This window comes from Pseudomonas nitroreducens TX1, assembly GCF_000313755.1.
GTDB lineage: Bacteria > Pseudomonadota > Gammaproteobacteria > Pseudomonadales > Pseudomonadaceae > Pseudomonas > Pseudomonas nitroreducens_A.
Map to the genome: position 1 here is coordinate 48,699 of NZ_AMZB01000128.1, position 21,461 is coordinate 70,159.

Sequence of the window (21,461 nt, forward strand, 5' to 3'; positions counted from 1 at the left end):
GGGCCAAGTACAAGGAGGAGTGGCGAGATGACTGGATCGACCGTGCTGGTGACGCTGACCTATGGCGATCGCCTGCAATACCTGGAAGAACTGCTGGCCCGCGCCTTCCGCGAGCCGGAGATCACCCGCGCCATCGTCGTCAGCAATGCCTCGGTGGCGGAGCTGGACCAGTTGTTCCGACTCTGGCCCAACCGCGTGCAGGTCATCGAACTGGACAGCAACACCGGCTCGGCCAATGGCTATGCGGTGGGCATCGAAGCTGCGCTGAATACCGGCTGCGACTTCATCTGGCTGATGGATGACGACAACGCGCCGACGCCGGGATCGTTCCCGCTGCTCAAGCAGCGCCTGATCGATTGCGCCTTGCGCCACGGCTCCGACAACACTGCCGTGCTGGGCTTTCGCCCCACCCACCAGGCCGATGTCGCCTCCGGCGTGCCGACCCGTTTCATCGCGCCGCCGCGCTCCAGCTATTTCGGATTCCACGTCCGCCAACTGCCCTACAAGCTCTGGCGACGCACGCCCTGGGGCAGACCGAAGCCGCGCCCCGTGCAGCCGCTGCTGGAACTGCCGTTCGCCTATTACGGCGGCCTGCTCGGGCATGCCGACCTGTTCCGCCGCATCGGCCTGCCACGCCGCGACCTGGTGCTCTACGCCGACGACACCGAGTACACCTTCCGCATCGGCGCCCTGGGTGGCCACCTCTACCTGGTGCCCGAGGCGGGACTGGACGACCTGGAGAACTCCTGGAACATCAAGGCGCGCACTTCCAACATCTACGAGACCTACCTGCTCGGCAGTTCCGACCTGCGTGCCTACTACGCCGCGCGCAACCAGGCCTGGTTCGACAAGAACCTGTGGGTTACCTCGCCGCTGATGTACCGCTTCAACCGCTGGGTTTTCCTCCGCCTGCTGCACTTCTTCGCCCGCCGCCATCAGCGCGAAAGCCGCCTGGCCCTGCTGCTGCAGGCGATCCGCGATGGCGAGGCCGGCGCACTGGGCATGAACCGGACCTACCCACTATGAGAGTGCTGCTGCTCAACACCCTCTACGCCCCGCACATCGGGGGCGGGACGGAAGTCATGCTGCAGCACATGGCCGAGGGCCTGCGCGCTCGCGGCCATGAGGTCCGGGTGCTCTGCACCGGGCCGGAGGCCGGTTTGCAATGTGAGACGCTGGACGGTATTGCGGTGCTGCGCGCTGGCGTGCGCAACCTTTATTGGCCATTCGACGGCAAGCGCTACGGCGCGCTGAAGCGCCTCGCCTGGCATGCGCTGGACCGCTACAACGCCGGCATGCGCAACGTGCTGGCCAAGGTGCTGCGTGAGGTCGAGCCGGACGTGGTGGTCTGCCACAACTTGTCGGGCTGGTCGATCTCCGCGTGGGATGCGATCCGCGCCGCCGGCCTGCCTATCGTGCAGATCCTCCATGACCAGTACCTGACCTGCCCGCGCGGCGTGCGCTTCCACAAAGGCCGCCACTGCGAGCAGCAATGCGCCCCCTGCGCGCTGCTGCGGCGATCCCATGCGGCGGCCTCGCGCGAGGTCGATGCAGTAGTCGGTGTCAGTCGCTACCAGCTCAATGCGCTGCTCGAAGCCGGGTATTTCGCCGGCAGCCAAGCCCATGTCGTCTACAACGGCACTCCGATGGTGGATGCGCCCGTTGCACCGTCAGCCGCCGGGCATCGTCCGCTGCGCTTCGGCTTCATCGGCGCGCTGACGCCGAACAAGGGCGTGGAATGGTTGATCGAGCAGTTCCAGGCGCGCGGCGAGGATGCCTCGCTACTGATCGCCGGCCGTGGCGACCCGGACTACGTGAACCAGCTCAAGAGCCTTGCCGACCCGCAGCGCGTGCACTTTGTCGGCTACCGCCAGGCGGCCGAGTTCTTCGGCGAGATCGACGTCGCGGTGGTGCCCAGCCTGTCGCCGGAATCCTTTGGCCTGGTGGCGCTGGAAGCCTGCGCGCATCACCTGCCGGTAATCGCTTCGGGCATGGGCGGCCTGAGCGAAATCGTCCAGGACGAAATCAATGGCCTGCTCTGCTCGCCGGAGCAGAGCGCCTCGCTGGGCGATGCCATTGCCCGCCTGGTGCAGGACCCGGCGCTGCGCCTGCGCCTGGCCGGGCGCGCCCATGACGTCGTGGCGCCGATGCTCAGCGTGCAACGGATGCTCGACGAGTACGAAACCATCCTTCGCCACACCCTGCTTAGCCGCGGAGTCCAGCATGGAAATGCAATCCCCGTATCCACGCTTTGAGCTCGACCGCCGGGTGACCTTCGATCGCTCCCTGCTGGCGCTCGGGGTGCTGGTGGCGTTGCTGTTGGTGGAAACCTTCAACGGCGCGTTGCGCTTCTATACCGACCAGGCCGGCCTGTCGGCCATCGTCTACCTGCCCAAGGTGGCCTGCGTCGTCGCGGTGGCCTGGGAATTGTTCACCCGCCCGCAGCAACGTGGCCTGTGGTTGCTGCTGATCCTCGCAGCGGCCTCGCTGCTGCTCGGCCGGCTGCATGGCGCCGAGTTCAAGAGTGGCTTCTTCTCGGTTTTCATCTACGCGCCACTGCTGTTCGGCCTGCTCTGCGGCCCCTACCTGGAAATGCACCGCAAGGCGCTGGGCTGGTTCATCTTCTTCTGCCTGATCGCATCCCTGCTGGGCATCGCCCTGGACCTGACCATCAACGTGCCGTGGAAGGGCTACACCTACTCCATGGGCGGCGTCGAGATCAGCGGCAACCGCTCCTGGAGCGCCTACGGCCTGGACCGCATCGCCGGTTTCTCGCGGATGTCCTCGAGCCTGGCGATGATGCTGGCGATCTTCAGCCTGTACCTGGGCTCGTTCCGCCTGGCGTTGCCGGTGCGCGGGCTGATCTACCTGATCGCGCTGGTGGGCATAGTGCTCACCACCAACAAGTCCTCCGCCGGCGCCTTCTTCTTCGCCCTGATGGTGATGAGCATCAGCCGCCAGCGCCTGCTGTTCCTGATCGCCTCGCTGCTGGTGGTGCTCGGTGCGTTGCTGCTGCCGCTGTACGGCCTGTATTCGCATGTCGACCCATACCTGGCCAGCGCCACCGGGGATAATTTGATGGGTTCGATGGTGGATCGCCTGGTCAACACCTGGCCGAACCTGATCAAGGTGATGGACTACAACGGCTGGATCTACACCGGCGCCGGGCTGGGCATGACCGGCAGCGCCTACGCAGCCTTCCCGATCTTCGGCGTCGAGCAACTGGCGGTGGCGGACAACTCGCTGCTCTACCTCTGGTGCCTGTTCGGCGTGGCCGGGATCGCGCTCTACCTGCTGGCGGTGCCGATGCTGATGCGCCTGCAGCGCCAACCTGGCCGCGAAGCCCGCGCGCTGCTCGGCATCGCCTACTGCATCCTGCTCATCGGCTGGACCAGCGACGTGCTCGAGTCGCCGATCCCCAGCCTGTTCCTCGGCCTGGCCATCGGCCGCGCCCTGCGCCTGCCGGGCGAGACCGCGCCGCAACCGGCGCCGCGCACCCTGCGCCTGCAAGGCGGCATGCTCAGCCTGCTGGCCTGTGCGCTACTGCTCGGCGGCGTGTTGCAATCGCCGCCCGGCATGGCCAAGGAAGCGCCGGTGGAAAGCCTCGGCCCGGCGGAATTCATCGTCGGCGCCAGCACCCACCAGAATATCCGCGCGGGCAACCGCGACGGCATCAATCGCCTGGCCCGCGAGGCCGGCATCCTGTCGTTCCGCGACGATGCCTACTGGTCCAGCGTCGAACGCGAGCGCGGCGTCCTGTCCATCGACGCCGCCTGGCGTGCACAACTGCGCAGCACCCGCAGCCTGGGGATCGATACGCTGCTGATCCTGGGCAACGAGAACCAGTTCTACGGCAACGCCAAGCCGCGCGACGACGCCTCCCGCGAGGGCTACCTGCGTTACGTGCGCTACGTGGTGCGCAGCTTCAAGGGGCAGGTCGCCTTCTACGAAGTGTGGAACGAGTGGGACTCGGAAAACGCCACCGACAAGGACTTCAGCGACGACTACCTGACCCTGGTGCGCGCGGCCGCCAAGGTGATCCGCGAGGAAGACCCGCAGGCCAAGGTGCTCGCTGGAGCCGTCACCCTCAAGGGCATTCGCCAGGGCTTCGCCGAGCGCATCGTCGCCGGTGGCGCGCTGGATGTCGTCGACGGTATCTCGCTACACCCCTCGGTGTACTGCGAGGGCGAGATGTCCACTCCCGAAGGCTGGCTGAACTGGTTCCAGGGCGTGAACCGGAAGCTGGAAACCGCTGCCGGCAAACCGGTCCCGCTGTACTTCACCGAGTTCAGCTGGCCGGCCCACGAAGGCGATTGCGGCATCAGCCGCGAACGCCAGGCCGCCTACCTGGCTCGCGCCTATGTGCTGGTGCGCAGCCTGCCGAACGTGAAGGGTGCCTGGTGGTACGACCTGGTGGATGACGGCATCGACCGCACGGACATGGAGCACAACTTCGGCCTGCTCACCGCCAGTGGCCAGCCCAAGCCCGCTTACCACGCCATGGCCAGCATCGCCGACATCATCGGTCGCTACCGCTTCGTCGGCCGCGTGCCGAACGAGGACCCGAACGTCTACCTGCTGCGCTTCGCCAAGGCCAGCGAGGAAATCCTGGTGGCCTGGACCCTGGGCCACGAGCAGACCCTGAACATCACCAGCAAGCCCGGCAGCAGCGACACCCTCTGGCGCCTGGACGCCGTCGAGGGAATAGCCCGCCGCGACGGCCGGCCGGTGCCCTGGCAGTGCCCCGCAGGCGGTGGTGACTGCCAGGCCGATATCCGCATCGACGCCTCGCCCACCCTGGTGCGTAGTGCGTCGGCCCCGCAACTGTCGTTGCGCTGACCCCTGCGCGGAGAACCCGTCATGATCATCATCAATGCGCGTTTCCTCACCCAGCAGGTGAGCGGTGTCCAGCGCTTCGCCGAGCAGATCTCGCTGTCGCTGGCACGGCTGCGCAGCGACCTGCGTTTCGTCGCACCGCCCGGTGAAATCCTCCGCCCGGACATCGCCCACCAGCTGAACGTCGAGCAGGTCGGCCAGCGCCGCGGGCACCTCTGGGAGCAGGTCGACCTGCCGCTGTGGCTGGCCCGTCACGGCCGGCCGCTGCTGGTTTCGCTGTGCAGCACGGCGCCGCTGGCCTATTCGAAACAACTGGTGACGCACCACGACATCACCTACGTGCGCCATCCGCAAAGTTTCTCCTGGAAGTTCCGCGCGCTGTACCGCGTGATGATCCCGCTGATGCTGCGCCGCTCGCTGGCGCAGGTCACGGTCAGCGAGTTCTCCCGCCAGGAGATCGCCACGCACTATGGCATCGACCCCCAGGGCATCCACGTGATCGCCAATGCGGTGTCCGCCGAGTTCTGCACCGGCCTGGAGCCGACGTTGCTCGAGCGTCCCTACGTGCTGGCGGTGTCCTCGCCAGCCGCGCACAAGAACTTCGCCCGGCTGATCGAAGCCTTCCGCCTGCTCGACGACCTCGATGTGGAACTGCGCATCGTTGGCGCCGCCAACCGCAGCTTCGTCGACGCGCAATTGCAGCAGAGCGGGCAGGGCGACCGCGTGCGCTGGCTGGGCCGGCTGGACGATGACCAACTGATCGAGCAGTACCGCAACGCCGCCGTTTTTGCCTTCCCGTCACTGTACGAAGGCTTCGGCATTCCGCCGCTGGAAGCGCAGGCCTGTGGCTGCCCGGTGGTGGCCGCCAGCAGCGCCTCTATCCCCGAGGTGCTGGGCAACTCGGTGCTGTATTTCGACCCGCTGGATCCGCCGGGCATGGCCAAGGCCCTGCGCCGCGTGCTGCTCGACCACAAGTTGCGCGCCGACCTGCGCCGGCTGGGGCAGGAGAACGTGCTGCGTTACTCCTGGGATATCTCCGCACTGAGGCTCTCCAGCCTGATCGACAGCTTTCTGATGGAGCGCTCGGACTACCCGGCGCGTTTCGACGCCAAACAGATCGCCAAGCAAGGAGGCAGATCATGAAGGGCATCATCCTCGCCGGAGGCTCCGGCACGCGACTGCATCCCATCACCCTGGGCGTATCCAAGCAACTGCTGCCGATCTACGACAAGCCGATGATCTACTACCCGCTGTCGGTGCTGATGCTCGCCGGCATCGACGACATCCTGCTCATCTGCACGCCCACCGACCTGCCGAACTTCCGTGCGCTGCTGGGTGACGGCGAACAGTTCGGGGTGCATCTGGAATACGCCGTGCAGCCCTCGCCCGATGGCCTGGCGCAGGCCTTCCTGATCGGCGCCCGGTTCATCGGCGACGACTCGGTGTGCCTGGTGCTGGGCGACAACATCTTCTACGGCCAGGGCTTCACCGAAACCCTGCGCGAGGCCGCCGCGCGCACCCGTGGCGCCACCGTGTTCGGCTATCAGGTGGCCGATCCCGCACGCTTTGGCGTGGTCGAGTTCGATGCCAACGGCCGCGTGCTTTCCATCGAGGAAAAGCCCCGCGTTCCGCGCTCGAACTACGCCGTCACCGGTTTGTATTTCTACGACAACCGAGTAGTGGAAATGGCCCGCCGAATCCGCCCCTCGGCCCGCGGCGAGCTGGAAATCACCGACATCAACAACCTTTACCTGGAGCTGGGCGAACTGCACGTGAGCCTGCTCGGCCGTGGGTTCGCCTGGCTGGACACCGGCACCCACGAGTCGCTGATGGAAGCCGGCCATTTCGTGCAGACCATCGAGGAGCGCCAGGGACTGAAGGTCGCCTGCCTGGAGGAAATCGCCTTCCAGCAGGGCTGGCTCAGCGAGACGCTGCTGGCGCTGCAGGCCGAACGCCTGAGCAAGACCGGCTATGGCCGCTACCTGCAGCAACTGCTGCTGGACAAGCGACAGTGAACCCGCACCCGGCGAGCCCGAGGCGGGCTGGCCGGCATTGCGCCCGATAACGGACTGCGATGCAGCGGCGCCAGGAGCGACGCCGGCAGTCGTGAGGTCATCATGCCCAACAAGACGAAAGGAATCCTGCGTGCGCACCAGTCGCTGATCTCGCTGGCGCACCGTTTGAGTGACATCCTGGTGATCGTGCTCACCGGAGTCGTACTGCTCAGCGCCGGCAGCGGCGTGCTGGACGCTCAACTCTGGGTCTCGGTGCTGCTCTGCGTGATGCTGTTCCACTGGCTCGGCGAGTTGAACCAGCTCTACGGGTCGTGGCGCGGCGAGTCGCTGCTGCGCGAGTCACTGAGCGTCACCCTCTACTGGTCGCTGGCGTTCTTCGCCGTGCTGCTGCTGGATATCTCCCTGCGCCACGTAGACCTGGAAGAACCCCGGCGCCTGGGCTGGTTTGCCGTGGCGCTGCTGATCATGGGCGGCTACCGCCTGGCCATCCGCATGCTGCTGCGCGTCGCCCGCCGCCACGGCTTCAACAGCCGCAACGTGGCCATCTACGGCACCGGCGAAGTCGGCGCAAGGCTGGCCGAGACCATCCTCGCCGCGCCCTGGATGGGCCTGCGCCTGATCGGCTTCTACGACGACCGCCCGCAGCAGATGGAGCTGGGCGAACGGGTGCCGGTGAAAGGCGATCGCCTGGCGCTGATCGAGGCCGCCCGTTCCGGACAGATCGACAAGGTCTACCTGACCCTGCCGCTGTCCCGCGAGCCGCTGCTCAACGAGCTGATCCGCGAGCTGTCCGACACCACGGTGTCGGTCTACCTGATCCCCGACCTGTTCATGTTCGACCTGCTGCACGCGCGCAGCGAAAGCATCAACGGGCTGGCCACCATCAGCATCTTCGATACGCCCATGGACGGCCCCAACGCCGTGCTCAAGCGCATCGAGGACGTGGTGCTGGCCTCGCTGATCCTGCTGCTGATCGCCGTGCCCATGCTGCTGATCGCGATTGCCGTGAAGCTCACCTCGCGCGGGCCGGTGCTGTTCCGCCAGACCCGCTACGGCATGGACGGCCGGCCCATCCGCGTCTGGAAATTCCGCAGCATGACGGTGATGGAAGACGGCGACACCGTCACCCAGGCCTCGCGCAACGATTGCCGCATCACCCCGCTGGGCGCCTTTCTGCGGCGCACCTCGCTGGATGAATTGCCACAGTTCTTCAACGTCTTGCTCGGCGACATGTCCGTGGTCGGCCCACGCCCCCACGCCGTAGCGCACAACGAGCAATACCGGCGTCAGGTCAGCCGTTACATGCTGCGTCACAAGGTCAAGCCAGGCATCACTGGCTGGGCCCAGGTGAACGGCTGGCGTGGCGAAACAGACACCCTGGAGAAGATGCAGAAGCGCATCGAGTTCGACCTGGACTACATCGAGAACTGGTCCGTCTGGTGGGACCTGAAGATTGTCCTGCTGACCCTGTTCAAGGGTTTCGTCCACCGCAATGCCTATTGAGTTTTCACACACGCTTCAAGGAAGGATTGCCATGAAAAACCTGCTCGCTTTCAGCTTTGTAGTCGGCAGTCTGGCGCTACAAGGCTGCGTGTTCTCCCCCGGTCAGCACATGACGGATTCCGATATCCAACGCGAGGCACAAAAGGAGGGAATGAACATCACCCTCGTGCCCATCACGCCCCAGGTGCTGCAACGCCAGGAGGCCGCGTTCGCCGCCAGGCCCGGCGTACCTGCGGAGTTGCTCAACTACCGTCCGCCCCAGGAGGACTACGTGATCGGCGGCGGCGACGTGCTGCTGGTGACCGTCTGGGATCACCCGGAACTGACCAGCCCCGGCTCGACCCAGCAGATGGAAGCCAACGGCCGCGTGGTTGGCGCCGACGGCAACATCTTCTTCCCCTACGCCGGCGTGGTGCGGGCCGAAGGGCAGACCCCGGCGCAATTGCGCTCGAGCCTGGCCCGGCGGCTGGCGAACAAGGGCATAGTCGACCCGCAGGTGGACGTCACCGTGTTGCGCTATGCGAGCCAGTTCGTGGTGCTTTCCGGCGCCTTCCAGAATGGCGGCCAGGTCGAGCTGAACAACACGCCCACCACCCTGGTGCAGGCAGTCAGCAAGGCCGGTGTGATTACCGGTGAAGCGGACCTTTCGGGGCTGACGCTCAAGCGTGATGGCCGCGAGTACGTGCTCGACGTCGACGCGCTGAACCGCTCCGGTTCGACCCTGAGCGGCATCTACCTGAAGAAGGGTGACCAGATCCACCTGCCCTACAACGACCGCAAGAAAGTCTATGTGGTCGGCGAGGTGGAACGCCCGCAAGTGGTCACCTATCGCACCACCGGCCTTTCCCTGCTGGAAGTGCTCGGCAATGCCGGCGGCCTGGCTCCGGAAACCTCCGATGGCGACTCGGTCTACGTGATCCGTGGCAACCCGGAACCGGTCGCCGGCACAGCGCCGGGTACCTTCCAGGCGCAGGTCTTCCACCTGGAAGCCAAGCGCCCGACGGCCTATGCCCTGGCCAAGGAATTCGCCATGCAGCCGCAGGACGTGGTGTTCATCGGACCGGCCAACATCACCCGTTGGAACCGCTTCATCAGCCAGCTGCTGCCATCGGCCAGCATCGTCAGCACCAGCGCCGCCGTGGGCGGCAACTGATGGCGCGGGAGGTCCGGAGGGCAACCGTGGACCGGCCTGACCCTGGGTCTCGCCGAGCCCCTTACGACTAGGGAATTTTCCTACGACTGAGGGAGGCTTGTTGGAATCGACTGGTTGCAGGCTGTTGGCCACTATCCCCTCGGCCGGCGCAGTGCTGCGCCACTCCTTAAGGCTGACAGATGTCTGCCACTCTCCTTTGGGGCCTTCCCCTAGCACAGGGTCCCGAACCCGCCCGCGTTGCAGCGCCGGCGGGTTTTTTTTGCCTCTCTGTCCCGTCCAAGTGTCCAAACCAATTTCCCGGCCAGTTGGCGGAATGGTTTTCTTGGGTGAAGTGCTGGGAATTCCCCTCCATCACCGACCATCCGTCGGTTTTCGGCCCGAAAACCGCCTGGGAAATGGAAATTCCCATGGCCCAGCCAGGCGAATTCTGCCGATCCGTGGACAGCTGATTTCCCTGCGCAAACTAGCCAACAGAATTATCTGCTCAGATAAAACCGGCTCAGCAATCCGTCCCAGGCCTCGAACCACTCCACCCGTTTCGGCAGCCGCTCAAAAGGATCGCCCCCGGCCCAGGCTTCCAGCGGTGTTTGTCCTTTCAGGTTCTGGTGCGGCCGTACGGCGTTGTACCAGAACGAAAATATCCTCAGCGCCGCTTGCAGTTGCTCGTCATTCGCTACGCGCCACTGATCGAGCTTACGTTTCAGCGTGCCGAACAACCGCTCGATCCGTCCGTTCTGCCAGGGGCAACCGACCTCGCAGCGTTGGTGGCGAATGCCCATTCACTTCAGCGCTTGGGTAAATACTCGACCTGTGAAATTCCGTTCGTTGCCGGTGCGCAAAGTCTGCGGTTTGCCGTAACGCCCGATGGCGAGGAATAGCTACCCGAGCAATGTCCACGCGGATTTATTCGGCACGGGTCGCAGGTCAATCAAACAGCGTGTGTCGTGATCGATCATCCCGAGGATCCGGTGCTGTTTCCCGTGGACATACTGCTTGCCGGTCAGGTCCAGCGCCCAGATGGAATTTCTAGGTTGACGTAGCGAGCGAATTGGCGCGCTGCGAAAGTGATTCCGTCTGCTGGCGAGGCATTCTCCTACACGCCACTGGCCGTAGGGAGTACCTCCAGAGGGAAGCAGCCATGGGCGGTTGAGACGTGTATCATATATTCCATAAAGAAATTACATATTAATAATTAATTCTTTTTGGATTTATGACGGTTCTTTTATCGTTGCCCTGCGTTGCCGCGAGCTGTCTCGGGCAGAGCAGAAGAGGGTGGCGGTAAACCGCCAGTCCGTTGCGGTAGTGTGGCGGTTTTCCGCTGACCTGGCCTTGGGGGGAGTGGCTCGGAAATCGAGCCGGAGGCCGGAAAACGGTAGTGTCGGGCAGGGCAGGCCGGTTGGCCTGGGGATTGCCTTGTCAGGTGGCGAATGCCCAGCGCATCGCCACAACAACAAGACACGAGAATCGATCCATGCCCTTCCCATCTTCTGCCGTATCCCTGTCCGCCTGCCTGCGCTTCGTTCCCGTCTAGCGGGGCGTCGAAACAACCAACGAATCCTGCATGCCCGTCGTGCTCGTCACGTCGTGGCCGCTGCCTGCCATTCGGTCGGACTCCCGGGGGAGCCAGTCGTCGTTGCGAATGGTGTGTTTCAAGATCAATAAAATGGGGAAATTCCAATGAAAAGCCGCACTCTCACGCAATCGAGCCTCGCGCTCGCCATAGCTGCCGCAGGCTTGGCGCAATCCGCCGTCGCCGGCGGCTTCATCGAAGACAGCAAGGCCAACCTGACCCTGCGCAACTTCTATATCAACACCGACAACCGCAACGGCACCGCCGAGCCGAGCAAGCAGGAAGAGTGGGGCCAGGGCTTCCTGCTCAACTACAGCTCCGGCTTCACCGAAGGCACCGTCGGCTTCGGCGTCGATGCACTGGGCCTGCTGGGCGTGAAGCTCGACAGCGGCGGCGGCACTCACTACGAGTCCTCTTCGCAGCGCGGCGGCACCGTCTTCCCGTCGGATAGCCACGGCGATGCAGTGGATGATTTCAGCAGCCTGGGCCTGACCGCCAAGGCCAAGGTGTCCAACACCGAATTCCGTTACGGCACCCTGCAGCCCAAGCTGCCGGTCGTGACCTACAACGATGGTCGTCTGCTGCCGGTCACCTTTGAAGGTGGCCAGGTCACCTCCACCGACCTGAAAGACTTCACCCTGACTGCCGGTCAACTGGAGCACTCCAAGGGCCGTAACTCCACCGACAATCGCAGCCTGAGCATTGCCGGTGCCAACGGCAGTTCCACCAGCTCGCGCGACAGCAACAAGTTCTATTACGCCGGTGGCGACTACAAGCTGAACAAAGACCTGACCCTGCAGTACTACTACGGTCAGCTCACTGACTTCTATCAACAACATTTCCTGGGCCTGCAGCACAACTGGGCCATCGGCCCGGGCGTCCTGAAGACTGACCTGCGCGCCTTCGACAGCAGCTCCGACGGTAAGAACGGCAGCTCCACCGGCCGCGCCGATGGCTATGTCAGCACCGGTTATTACGGCAATGGTGTGACCAAGGGCGAAGTGGACAACCGCGCATTCAGTGGCCTCTTCACATACTCCGTCAGCGGTCATAGCTTCGGCGCGGGCTACCAGGTGCTCAACGGCGACAGCGACTTCCCGTTCCTCAACCGTGGCGATGGCGAGGGTTCGACCGCCTACCTGATCACCGACGTGCAGATCGGCAAGTTCCAGCGTGCCGGCGAGCGTACCTGGCAGGTCCGCTACGGCTACGACTTCGCCAAGGCCGGCCTGCCGGGCCTGACCTTCCAGACCCTGTACCTGCATGGTGACAACATCGACACCAAGTACGGCGACAAGAGCGAGTGGGAGCGTGACATTTCCCTCGCCTACGTGATTCCCGATGGCACCCTCAAGGGCCTGGGCTTCACCTGGAAGAACGCCGCACTGCGCAGCGGTCTGCCGACCAGCGGCTCGGGCACCGCGACCCAGCGCGACCAGGACGAAAACCGCCTGATCGTCAGCTACACCATCCCGCTGCTGTAATTCCTGCGGGCTGCAGAAAAGCCGCCGACCTCGCAAGAGGCGGCGGCTTTTTCATGTCTGCCCCACACCTTCGGGCGTTGCTTTTTGTAGGAGCGAGCGTGCTCGCGAATGATCCCCGCTGCGAAGCCGTTCGCGAGCAAGCTCGCTCCTACAGAGGCATTTCTCTGCCAATGAAAAGGCCGTCGCTCCGTTAGGGCGACGGCCTTTCATTACTCAGCGAATCAGCGCTGCTGAGGCGCCGGCTGCTGCTGGGTGATGCAGTGGATGTTGCCGCCGCCAAGGAGGATCTCGCGGCCGGGCACCATCACGATCTCGTGCTCGGGGAAGATGCGCTTGAGGGTCGCCTCGGCCTCGGCGTCCGCCGGGTCGTCGAAGCGCGGGGCGATGATGCCGCCGTTGACGATCAGGAAGTTGACGTAGGAGCCGGCCAGGCGGATCGACGGATCGCGCGGCTGGGTGCCGATCACCAGGTCGATGCCTTCGCACTCGGCTTCGGTCGCGTGGATCGGGCCGGGGATGACGATCTTATGCACGGTCAGCTGGCGGCCCTTGGCGTCACGGGCGCTTTCCAGCACGCGCATGGCGGCCTGGCAGCGCTCGTAGTTCGGGTCGTTCACATCGTCGGTCCAGGCCAGCAGGACTTCACCCGGACGCACGTAGCAGCAGAAGTTGTCGACGTGTCCGTCGGTCTCGTCGTTGAACAGGCCGTCCGGCAGCCAGATCACGGTGTCGATGGCCAGGTGCTCGCGCAGCACGGCCTCGATTTCCTCACGGTTCATGTGCGGGTTGCGGTTGTGGTTGAGCAGGCATTCCTCGGTGGTGATCAGGGTGCCTTCGCCGTCCACGTGGATGGAGCCGCCTTCCAGCACGAAGCCTTCGGTGCGGTAGCCGTCGCAGCGCTCGATGCCGAGGATCTTGCTCGCCACCTGGTCGTCGCGGTGCCAGGGGAAGTACAGGCCGCCTTCCAGGCCACCCCAGGCGTTGAAGGTCCAGTCCACGCCGCGCACATCGCCCTGGTCGTTGATGACGAAGGTCGGGCCGGTGTCGCGCACCCAGGCGTCGTCATTGCTGATCTCCACCACGCGGATGTTGGCCGCGTCAGCCAGCTGCGCGCGGGCGTTCTCGTACTGGCCGGCGGAAACGCCGATGGTCACCGGCTCGAAGCGGGCGATGGCGCGGGCCACGGCGCTGAAGGCGGCCTGCGCGGGCTTGCCGCCCAGGCGCCAGTTGTCCGGACGCTCGGGCCAGACCATCCAGGTCTGGGTCTGGGGTTCCCATTCCGCAGGCATGCGGAAGCCATCGGCGCGGGGAGTGCTGGTCAGCGTGGTCATGGGGCGGTCCTTGAGGGTTGCTTCGCAGGATGGGGCGCACGCGGATACTCATCGATGGGTATCGCTGCGCTCCTCCCATCCTACGCAATGGGTTGTGTCATTCGAGGGGGCGTCGCCGTCGAGTGCCGCGAGCGGCCAGTATAGGTCGCTCGGCAAGGTTTCGCGGCGCTGCGTCCACAGATAGGAAGGTTTATAGCCGATAAAAATCGGTTTATGAAGTGCGATATTGAAATGGTTCGCACTATTGTCCGGTTTTTTATCGGATAAAAATCGATTATTTAAGGGGCGCTGACCGTTTTGGCAGGCAGGGCGGCAGGTACAGCGAGAGGTAGGCGTCGATCACCCGCATGCCTTCTTCGGCCAGGCGTTCGGTGATCTGCCCGTGCCGTTGCACGGAGAGGGCGTAGACGCGGTCGCCCAGTTCGATGGCCAGGCTGAAGACTTCAAGGTCCTGCGGCAGGGGCGGCAGCTCGAAGTGGCGCTCGAACAGCTGGCGCATCGCCGCGCCCAGTTGCACGTCGTGCTGGCTGTCCGCCTGCGTGACTTCGGCGAGGCCATGGCTGGCGAGGATCAGCTGCCGCGCGGCGGCGTCCTCGGCATATACGGCCAGGGTGCGCTGCTCCACCAGCCGTGCGAGGTCGCGCCAGTCGCGCAGGGCGGCGTGGTCGACGGGTTGCTCCAGGCAGGCGCGGAAGGCGGCGTGAACGTCGCTGGTCAGGCCCTGGAGCAGGGCCGGCACGCTGGGGAAGAAGTGGTAGACGGAGGAGGGTGGGATCTCCGCGCGCTCGGCCACCGCGTAGATCGACAGGCCCGCGGCGCCGCTCTCGGCCAGCAGGGAGCGGGCTGCCTGGAGGATCACGTTGATGCGTGCCTGGCTGCTGGCGCGGGGCTTGCGGGTGGGAGAGGGTGCGGGCATGACGACCTCCGGAGCTGGGCGGCTATTGGACGCCAGCTCCGGGGCGCTCGGCAAGTCAGCTGCCGCCGGCGCGCAGCTTGCCCCAGACCTCGGTGATCACCGGGGCGGTCTTCTCCGGCGCGGTTTCGAGGGCGAACAGGCGGCGCTTGGTCTCCTGGTCCGGATAGAGGCCCGGCTGGTCGCGCAGGGCGGCGTCGAGGAACTGTGCCGAGTCCTTGTTGCCGTTGGGGTACAGGGTGGCGGCGGTGATCTGCGCGGCAACCTTGGGCTGCATCAGGTAGTCGATGAACTTGAGTGCGAGGTCGGAGTGTTCGGCGCTGGCGGGAATCACCAGGTTGTCGATGAACAGCACCGAGCCCTCCTGCGGCACCACGAAGCGCACCGGCTGGCCGGCGTTGGCCGCGCCGAGGGCGTCGCCGACCCAGGCCATGGCGACGCAGAGCTTGCCGCTGTTGAGGTCCTGGATGTAACGCTCGCTGTCGATGTAGCGCAGGTTCGGGCGCAGTTCGGCCAGCACCTCGCCGGCACGGCGGATCTGCGACGGGGCGCTGCGGGCGAAGTTGCGACCCTGGTAGTTCATCAGCACGGAGAAGGCTTCGTCCGGGGCGTCCAGCAGGCTCAGGCCGCAGCTCTTCAGGCGTTGGCTCTGCTGCGGATCGAAGAGCACGCTCCAGCTGTCCGGCAGTTTGCCACCGTAGGCTTTTTCGGCTTCAGGCTCATTGACTGCCAAGCCCACGGCGCCCCACAGGTAGGGCACGGCGTGCTGGTTGTTCGGGTCGGCCGCCGCGAGCTTGCTCAGCAGTTGGCTGTCGAGGTGGCTGCGATTGGGCAGCTTGGCGAAGTCCAGCGGCTGGATCAGTTTCTTCTTGATCAGTGCCGGCAGGTCGTTGTGCGAAGGCACGGCGACATCGATCTTTTCGCCCTTCTCCAATGCCTTCAGAAGCTCTTCATCGGTGCTGTAGGTGGTGTAGTCGACCCGGATGCCGGTGTCCTTCTCGAAGTCCTTCAGCACTTCGGGGGCGATGTAGTCGTTCCAGTTGTAGACACGGATGACCTGGTCGGCCCAGCCGGACAGCGGGCACAGCAGCAACAACATCAAGGCGTACAGGCGTGGCATTGGCGATCTCCCTGAATGAACCACGTAATCAGCGGATGCGGCAGTCATTCGCCGCTCGATAGCGCGACAACAAAGACACGGCAGACGCGACGGACGCCCGGGCGGGCGGATGGAGCATCGCGGGCAGGCGGGTGCGGCGGCATGGATCGCTATGGCGCCCCTCCTCGCCGTCACGATGTCGCTGTTCCCGGATGTGCCAGAGGCACAAGAAAACGCCGGCACAGGGCCGGCGTTTCGTTTACCACTTATACGGTGTGCAAGTACCAGTTGTACTCGAGGTCGGAGATCGAATACTCGAACTCCTGCATCTCATGCTCCTTGCACGCGACGAAGATGTCGATGTACTCGGGGCTGATGTACTTGTTCATCACGTCGCTGTCGTCCAGCTCGCGCAGGGCATCGCGCAGGTTGTTCGGCAGGCTCTGTTCCAGCTGCTCGTAGGCGTTGCCTTCGATCGGCGCGCCCGGCTCGACCTTGTTGGTCAGGCCGTGGTGGATGCCCGCCAGCACCGCCGAGAGCAGCAGGTACGGGTTGGCATCGGCACCGGCGACGCGGTGTTCCAGGCGCACCGCTTCCGGAGTGCCGGTGGGTACGCGCAGGGCGACGGTACGGTTGTCCAGGCCCCAGCTCGGTGCGTTCGGCACGAAGAAGGCCGAACCGAAACGGCGGTACGAGTTGACGTTCGGGCAGAGGAACGCCATCGACGCCGGCAGGGTCTCCAGCACACCGCCGATCGCGTGGCGCAACGCGGCGTTCTGCTCGGGATCCTCGCTGGTGAAGATGTTCTTGCCGTCCTTGTCGAGCAGCGAGACGTGGACGTGCAGACCATTGCCAGCCTGACCCGGGTAGGGCTTGGCCATGAAGGTCGAGTCCATCTCGTGGTCGTAGGCGACGTTCTTGATCAGGCGCTTGAGCAGGACCGCGTAGTCGCAGGCCTTCAGGGCGTCGTCAACGTGGTGCATGTTGACTTCGAACTGGGCCGGGGCGCTTTCCTTGACGATGGCGTCGGCCGGGATGCCCTGGGCGCGGGCGCCGTCGATGATGTCCTGCAGGCAATCGGCGTACTCGTCGAGGTCGTCGATGGAGTAGACCTGGACCGATTGCGGACGCTTGCCGGAAATCGGCGAGCGCGGCGGCTGCGGGCGGCCGTTCACGTTCTCCTGGTCGATCAGGTAGAACTCCAGCTCGAAGGCCGCGACGATAGTCAGGCCGATGTCGGTGAACTTCTGCACGACCTGGCGCAGCACTTCACGCGGGTCGGCGAAGAACGGCGTGCGTTCTTCCATCTCGTGCATGGTCATCAGCAGCTGCGCGGTGGGGCGCTTCTGCCAGGGTTCCATGGAGAGGGTATTGGGGATTGGGAAGCAGACGCGATCCGCGTCGCCAATGTCCAGGCCGAGGCCGGTGCTTTCTACCGTGGAGCCGGTGATGTCGAGAGCGAAGAGCGAGGCGGGGAGGTTGATGCCTTTCTCATAGACTTTGGGCAGGTTGGTGCGTTCGATGCGCTTGCCGCGGACCACACCATTCATGTCTGCAATAAGGAGGTCGACGAATTGGACCTCGGGGTGTTCCTTCAGGAACTCACTCGCTTCTTCGAGCGACACGGCACTCTGGGGTACCGACATGATGTAACACCTTTATTGTTAAAAATTTCAATCATTCGAAAGCTGAGGTGTGAGTCAATCCGAATTGGCAAGGGTTGTCAATGTCGCACCAAAGTGGGGCGCACCAGTCCTGATGGGCCGTTTTTGGGGCGTTTCGGGCCGCTTTTGTTAAGCGGAGAGCCTTTGCTGGCGGGCTGTTCAGTGGGGCGTGTTTGATTTTTTACATGGCTATTGTGTAAAAAAATGAACAAGGCTAAGCTCGGCCTCAAGCCCATAACACTTACAAACACGGGTGTCCCATGTCTCGCCTGCCGTTAATCGGCGTGTCCGCCTGCCTCAAGCAGATCGGTTCCAAACCCTACCATGTTGCTGGCGACAAATACCTCAGAGCTGTGATCTCAGGGGCCTCGGGCATTCCGTTGATCATTCCCTCCCTGGGCGATGCGATCGACCAGGAAGACATGCTGGCCGCGTTCGACGGTCTGCTCTTCACAGGCTCGGCGTCGAACGTGGAGCCTCATCATTATAGTGGCTCCGCAAGCGAAGCCGGCACTGCTCATGATTCCGCACGCGACAGCACGACGCTGCCGCTGATCCGCCGCGCCGTCGCGGCCGGGATTCCGGTGCTGGGCATCTGCCGCGGCTTCCAGGAAATGAACGTCGCCTTCGGCGGCTCGCTGCACCAGAAGGTGCACGAGACCCCGGGCTTTATGGATCACCGCGAACCCGCCGGTGAGCCGATCGAAATCCAATATGGTCTGCGGCATGTCGTCGACGTGCAGCCGGGCGGCGTTTTCGCCGGTATCGGGCTACCCTCGCAGTTCCAGGTCAACTCTATTCACGGCCAGGGCGTTGATCGTCTGGCGCCCGGCCTTCGTGTAGAAGCTCTGGCGCCTGACGGGTTGGTTGAAGCCTTCTCCGTCGAAGGTGCGGCCTTCGCCGTCGGGGTGCAGTGGCACCCGGAATGGCAGGTCGAAACGAACCCCAACTATCTCGCTATCTTCCAGGCATTCGGCAAAGCCTGCGGCAAGAGGGCGGGGAACCGCTGAGTCCGGCGTTGGGGCCGGGCTCTCAAACCCTGAGGTCTTTATGACTAGCACGTTAGACCAGCTGAGCAGCTGGTTGAAGGAACGCAAGATCACCGAAGTGGAATGCATGATCGCCGACCTGACCGGCATTGCCCGGGGCAAGATCGCGCCGACCGCGAAATTCCTCAACGAGAAAGGCATGCGCCTGCCGGAGAGCGTTCTCCTGCAGACCGTGACCGGTGATTACGTCGAGGACGACATCTATTACGACCTGCTGGACCCGGCCGACATCGATATGGTCTGCCGCCCGGACGAGAATGCCGTGTTCCTCGTCCCCTGGGCCATCGAGCCGACCGCGATGGTCATCCACGACACCTACGACAAGCTGGGCAACCCCATCGAGCTGTCGCCGCGCAACGTGCTCAAGCGTGTGCTCCAGCTCTACGCCGACAAGGGCTGGCGGCCGATCGTGGCGCCGGAGATGGAGTTCTACCTGACCAAGCGCAGCGACGACCCCGACTATCCGCTGCAGGCCCCGGTAGGCCGTTCCGGTCGCCAGGAGACGGGGCGTCAGTCCTTCTCCATCGACGCGGCGAACGAATTCGACCCGCTGTTCGAGGACATGTACGACTGGTGCGAGCTGCAGGGCCTGGATCTGGACACCCTGATCCATGAAGAAGGCACTGCGCAGATGGAGATCAACTTCCGTCACGGCGATGCCCTGGACCTGGCCGACCAGATCGTGGTGTTCAAGCGCACCATGCGTGAGGCCGCGCTCAAGCACAACGTGGCCGCGACTTTCATGGCCAAGCCGATGACCGGCGAGCCGGGCAGTGCCATGCACCTGCACCAGAGCATCGTCGACATCAAGACTGGCAAGAACATCTTCTCCAACGCCGACGGCAGCATGAGCGAGCTGTTCCTGCACCACATCGGCGGCCTGCAGAAGCTGATCCCCGAGGCGCTGCCGCTGTTCGCCCCGAACGTCAATTCGTTCCGCCGCTTCCTGCCCGACACCTCGGCGCCGGTGAACGTGGAGTGGGGCGAGGAAAACCGCACCGTGGGCCTGCGCGTACCGGACTCCACCCCGGACAACCGCCGCGTGGAGAACCGCCTGGCCGGTGCCGACGCCAACCCTTATCTGGCCCTGGCCGCGAGCCTGCTGTGTGGCTACATCGGCATGGTCGAAGGTTTCAAACCCAGTGCCCAGGTCAAGGGCCGTGGCTACGAACGGCGTAACCTGCGCCTGCCGCTGACCATCGAGGCCGCACTGGAGTGCATGGAAGGCAGCAAGACCCTGGAGAAATACCTGGGCGACAAGTTCATCCGAGGCTATGTCGCGGTAAAGCGCGCCGAGCACGAGAACTTCAAGCGAGTAATCAGTTCCTGGGAGCGTGAGTTCCTCCTGCTTTCTGTCTGATCGGCGTGGGGTCCGGCGCGTGGCCGGGCCCCGTGTTTCTTAGAAAAGAGGTTTTATCAAGATGACTAACCAGACCAGCGCCAACACCCAACACTGGCAGGCGCTCAGCCGCGATCACCACCTGGCTCCGTTCACCGACTACAAGCAGCTGAACGAGAAGGGTGCGCGCATCATCACCAAGGCCGAAGGCGTGTACCTGTGGGACAGCGAGGGCAACAAGATCCTCGACGGCATGGCTGGCCTGTGGTGCGTGAACGTCGGCTACGGTCGCAAGGAGCTTGCTGAAGCCGCCTACAAGCAGATGCAGGAACTGCCCTACTACAACCTGTTCTTCCAGACCGCCCACCCGCCGGCGCTGGAGCTGGCCAAAGCCATTGCCGATATCGCCCCCGAAGGCATGAACCACGTGTTCTTCACCGGCTCGGGCTCGGAATCCAACGACACCGTGCTGCGCATGGTCCGCCACTACTGGAGCATCAAGGGCCAGCCGCAGAAGAAAGTGGTCATCGGCCGCTGGAACGGCTACCACGGCTCCACCGTTGCCGGCGTCAGCCTGGGCGGCATGAAGGCGCTGCACGAGCAGGGCGACCTGCCGATCCCCGGCATCGAGCACATCGCCCAGCCCTACTGGTTCGGCGAAGGCGGCGACATGGACCCGGAAGAGTTCGGCGTCTGGGCGGCCGAGCAGCTGGAGAAGAAGATCCTCGAAGTCGGCGAAGACAAGGTCGCCGCCTTCATCGCCGAGCCCCTGCAGGGCGCCGGCGGCGTGATCGTTCCGCCGAAATCCTACTGGCCGAAGATCCGCGAGATCCTCGCCAAGTACGACATCCTGTTCATCGCCGACGAAGTCATCTGCGGCTTCGGCCGTACCGGCGAATGGTTCGGCAGCCAGTACTTCGGCAACGCTCCGGACCTGATGCCGATCGCCAAGGGCCTGACCTCCGGCTACATCCCCATGGGCGGCGTGATCGTTCGCGACGAGATCGTCCATACCCTGAATGAGGGTGGGGAGTTCTACCACGGCTTCACTTACTCTGGTCACCCGGTCGCCGCTGCGGTGGCGCTGGAGAACATCCGCATCCTGCGCGAGGAGAAGATCGTCGAGAAGGTGAAGGCCGAAACGGCACCGTATTTGCAGCAGCGCTGGCAAGAGCTGGCCGACCATCCCCTGGTAGGCGAAGCCCGCGGGGTAGGCCTGGTGGCAGCACTGGAGCTGGTGAAGAACAAGAAGACCCGCGAGCGCTTCGACGGCAAGGGCGTCGGGATGCTGTGCCGCGAGCACTGCTTCCGCAACGGTCTGATCATGCGCGCGGTAGGAGACACTATGATTATCTCGCCGCCGCTGGTGATCGAGAAATCGCAGATCGATGACCTGATCACCCTGGCGCGCAAGTGCCTTGATCAAACCGCCGCAGCCGTTCTGTCTTGAGTCTTTCACCGGACCTTTGACAGACTGCGCCTGTGCGTTGGCCAGGCTCACCGGG

The 21,461-nt window shown here is 64.3% G+C and carries 16 protein-coding genes; 11 read left to right on the forward strand and 5 right to left on the reverse strand.

Features of this window, described 5'->3' with window-relative positions; genetic code table 11:
- The first annotated feature begins 27 nt into the window (after positions 1-27).
- From C167_RS0123680 to C167_RS0123710, 7 genes are all read left to right on the forward strand, one after another.
- Positions 28-1,026, forward strand: coding sequence for a glycosyltransferase (locus C167_RS0123680; protein ID WP_017520790.1), 999 nt, complete (start codon positions 28-30; stop codon positions 1,024-1,026).
- Positions 1,023-2,255: a glycosyltransferase family 4 protein gene (locus C167_RS0123685; RefSeq protein WP_017520791.1), complete on the forward strand. Its 1,233-nt coding sequence runs from the start codon at positions 1,023-1,025 to the stop codon at positions 2,253-2,255. The genes C167_RS0123680 and C167_RS0123685 overlap by 4 nt, the downstream gene beginning before the upstream one ends.
- A complete protein-coding gene (locus tag C167_RS0123690) occupies positions 2,224-4,839 on the forward strand; it encodes a GH39 family glycosyl hydrolase (RefSeq protein ID WP_017520792.1) in 2,616 nt (871 codons plus the stop codon). The genes C167_RS0123685 and C167_RS0123690 overlap by 32 nt, the downstream gene beginning before the upstream one ends.
- A 21-nt stretch (positions 4,840-4,860) precedes the next feature.
- The gene (locus C167_RS0123695) at positions 4,861-5,979 is read left to right on the forward strand and encodes a glycosyltransferase family 4 protein (protein WP_017520793.1); all 1,119 of its coding nucleotides are present in this window, start codon (positions 4,861-4,863) and stop codon (positions 5,977-5,979) included.
- Positions 5,976-6,851 carry a glucose-1-phosphate thymidylyltransferase RfbA gene (rfbA, locus tag C167_RS0123700; protein ID WP_017520794.1) on the forward strand — a complete coding sequence of 292 codons (876 nt, stop codon included), beginning with the start codon at positions 5,976-5,978 and terminating at the stop codon, positions 6,849-6,851. The genes C167_RS0123695 and rfbA overlap by 4 nt, the downstream gene beginning before the upstream one ends.
- A 102-nt stretch (positions 6,852-6,953) precedes the next feature.
- The gene (locus C167_RS0123705; protein ID WP_017520795.1) at positions 6,954-8,354 is read left to right on the forward strand and encodes an undecaprenyl-phosphate glucose phosphotransferase; all 1,401 of its coding nucleotides are present in this window, start codon (positions 6,954-6,956) and stop codon (positions 8,352-8,354) included.
- A gap of 31 nt (positions 8,355-8,385) precedes the next feature.
- On the forward strand, positions 8,386-9,507 hold the full coding sequence (locus tag C167_RS0123710) for a polysaccharide biosynthesis/export family protein (RefSeq protein WP_017520796.1): 1,122 nt from the start codon (positions 8,386-8,388) through the stop codon (positions 9,505-9,507).
- A gap of 476 nt (positions 9,508-9,983) precedes the next feature.
- Here C167_RS0123710 and C167_RS0123715 read toward each other — a convergent pair whose 3' ends face one another.
- The gene (locus C167_RS0123715) at positions 9,984-10,286 is read right to left on the reverse strand and encodes an integrase core domain-containing protein (protein WP_017520797.1); all 303 of its coding nucleotides are present in this window, start codon (positions 10,284-10,286) and stop codon (positions 9,984-9,986) included.
- A gap of 898 nt (positions 10,287-11,184) precedes the next feature.
- Here C167_RS0123715 and C167_RS0123725 point away from each other — a divergent pair.
- Entirely contained in the window at positions 11,185-12,561 is a 1,377-nt protein-coding gene (locus C167_RS0123725; protein WP_017520799.1) for an OprD family porin, read from the forward strand.
- Between the two features lie 221 nt (positions 12,562-12,782).
- On the opposite strand, the gene aguA is transcribed toward C167_RS0123725, so the two are convergent.
- The 4 genes from aguA to C167_RS0123745 all read right to left on the reverse strand — a co-directional run bounded on the left by aguA (position 12,783) and on the right by C167_RS0123745 (position 17,550).
- A complete protein-coding gene (gene aguA / locus C167_RS0123730) occupies positions 12,783-13,892 on the reverse strand; it encodes an agmatine deiminase (protein WP_017520800.1) in 1,110 nt (369 codons plus the stop codon).
- 274 nt (positions 13,893-14,166) lie between these two features.
- Complete coding sequence (locus C167_RS0123735) at positions 14,167-14,808, reverse strand: TetR/AcrR family transcriptional regulator (protein ID WP_017520801.1); 642 nt, start codon at positions 14,806-14,808, stop codon at positions 14,167-14,169.
- A 55-nt stretch (positions 14,809-14,863) separates the two neighbouring features.
- On the reverse strand, positions 14,864-15,925 hold the full coding sequence (locus C167_RS0123740) for a polyamine ABC transporter substrate-binding protein (protein ID WP_017520802.1): 1,062 nt from the start codon (positions 15,923-15,925) through the stop codon (positions 14,864-14,866).
- 245 nt (positions 15,926-16,170) lie between these two features.
- On the reverse strand, positions 16,171-17,550 hold the full coding sequence (locus C167_RS0123745) for a glutamine synthetase family protein (protein WP_017520803.1): 1,380 nt from the start codon (positions 17,548-17,550) through the stop codon (positions 16,171-16,173).
- A 278-nt stretch (positions 17,551-17,828) separates the two neighbouring features.
- On the opposite strand from C167_RS0123745, the gene C167_RS0123750 reads away from it, so the two are divergent.
- The 3 genes from C167_RS0123750 (at position 17,829) to C167_RS0123760 (ending at position 21,406) form a co-directional block, all read left to right on the forward strand.
- Positions 17,829-18,578 carry a gamma-glutamyl-gamma-aminobutyrate hydrolase family protein gene (locus tag C167_RS0123750; RefSeq protein WP_017520804.1) on the forward strand — a complete coding sequence of 250 codons (750 nt, stop codon included), beginning with the start codon at positions 17,829-17,831 and terminating at the stop codon, positions 18,576-18,578.
- A 40-nt stretch (positions 18,579-18,618) separates the two neighbouring features.
- Positions 18,619-19,977 carry a glutamine synthetase family protein gene (locus C167_RS0123755; RefSeq protein WP_026079240.1) on the forward strand — a complete coding sequence of 453 codons (1,359 nt, stop codon included), beginning with the start codon at positions 18,619-18,621 and terminating at the stop codon, positions 19,975-19,977.
- A 61-nt stretch (positions 19,978-20,038) separates the two neighbouring features.
- Positions 20,039-21,406, forward strand: coding sequence for an aspartate aminotransferase family protein (locus C167_RS0123760; RefSeq protein ID WP_017520806.1), 1,368 nt, complete (start codon positions 20,039-20,041; stop codon positions 21,404-21,406).
- Positions 21,407-21,461: the final 55 nt, after the last annotated feature.

Bases quoted from the DNA above. Each gene is read 5' to 3' on its own strand.
- C167_RS0123680 (WP_017520790.1), top strand. From the start codon at position 28: ATGACTGGATCGACCGTGCTGGTGACGCTGACCTATGGCGATCGCCTG.
- rfbA (WP_017520794.1), top strand. From the start codon at position 5,976: ATGAAGGGCATCATCCTCGCCGGAGGCTCCGGCACGCGACTGCATCCC.
- C167_RS0123740 (WP_017520802.1), bottom strand. From the start codon at position 15,925: ATGCCACGCCTGTACGCCTTGATGTTGTTGCTGCTGTGCCCGCTGTCC.
- aguA (WP_017520800.1), bottom strand. From the start codon at position 13,892: ATGACCACGCTGACCAGCACTCCCCGCGCCGATGGCTTCCGCATGCCT.
- C167_RS0123695 (WP_017520793.1), top strand. From the start codon at position 4,861: ATGATCATCATCAATGCGCGTTTCCTCACCCAGCAGGTGAGCGGTGTC.
- C167_RS0123715 (WP_017520797.1), bottom strand. From the start codon at position 10,286: ATGGGCATTCGCCACCAACGCTGCGAGGTCGGTTGCCCCTGGCAGAAC.
- C167_RS0123745 (WP_017520803.1), bottom strand. From the start codon at position 17,550: ATGTCGGTACCCCAGAGTGCCGTGTCGCTCGAAGAAGCGAGTGAGTTC.
- C167_RS0123690 (WP_017520792.1), top strand. From the start codon at position 2,224: ATGGAAATGCAATCCCCGTATCCACGCTTTGAGCTCGACCGCCGGGTG.
- C167_RS0123750 (WP_017520804.1), top strand. From the start codon at position 17,829: ATGTCTCGCCTGCCGTTAATCGGCGTGTCCGCCTGCCTCAAGCAGATC.
- C167_RS0123735 (WP_017520801.1), bottom strand. From the start codon at position 14,808: ATGCCCGCACCCTCTCCCACCCGCAAGCCCCGCGCCAGCAGCCAGGCA.
- C167_RS0123685 (WP_017520791.1), top strand. From the start codon at position 1,023: ATGAGAGTGCTGCTGCTCAACACCCTCTACGCCCCGCACATCGGGGGC.
- C167_RS0123710 (WP_017520796.1), top strand. From the start codon at position 8,386: ATGAAAAACCTGCTCGCTTTCAGCTTTGTAGTCGGCAGTCTGGCGCTA.
- C167_RS0123705 (WP_017520795.1), top strand. From the start codon at position 6,954: ATGCCCAACAAGACGAAAGGAATCCTGCGTGCGCACCAGTCGCTGATC.
- C167_RS0123755 (WP_026079240.1), top strand. From the start codon at position 18,619: ATGACTAGCACGTTAGACCAGCTGAGCAGCTGGTTGAAGGAACGCAAG.
- C167_RS0123760 (WP_017520806.1), top strand. From the start codon at position 20,039: ATGACTAACCAGACCAGCGCCAACACCCAACACTGGCAGGCGCTCAGC.
- C167_RS0123725 (WP_017520799.1), top strand. From the start codon at position 11,185: ATGAAAAGCCGCACTCTCACGCAATCGAGCCTCGCGCTCGCCATAGCT.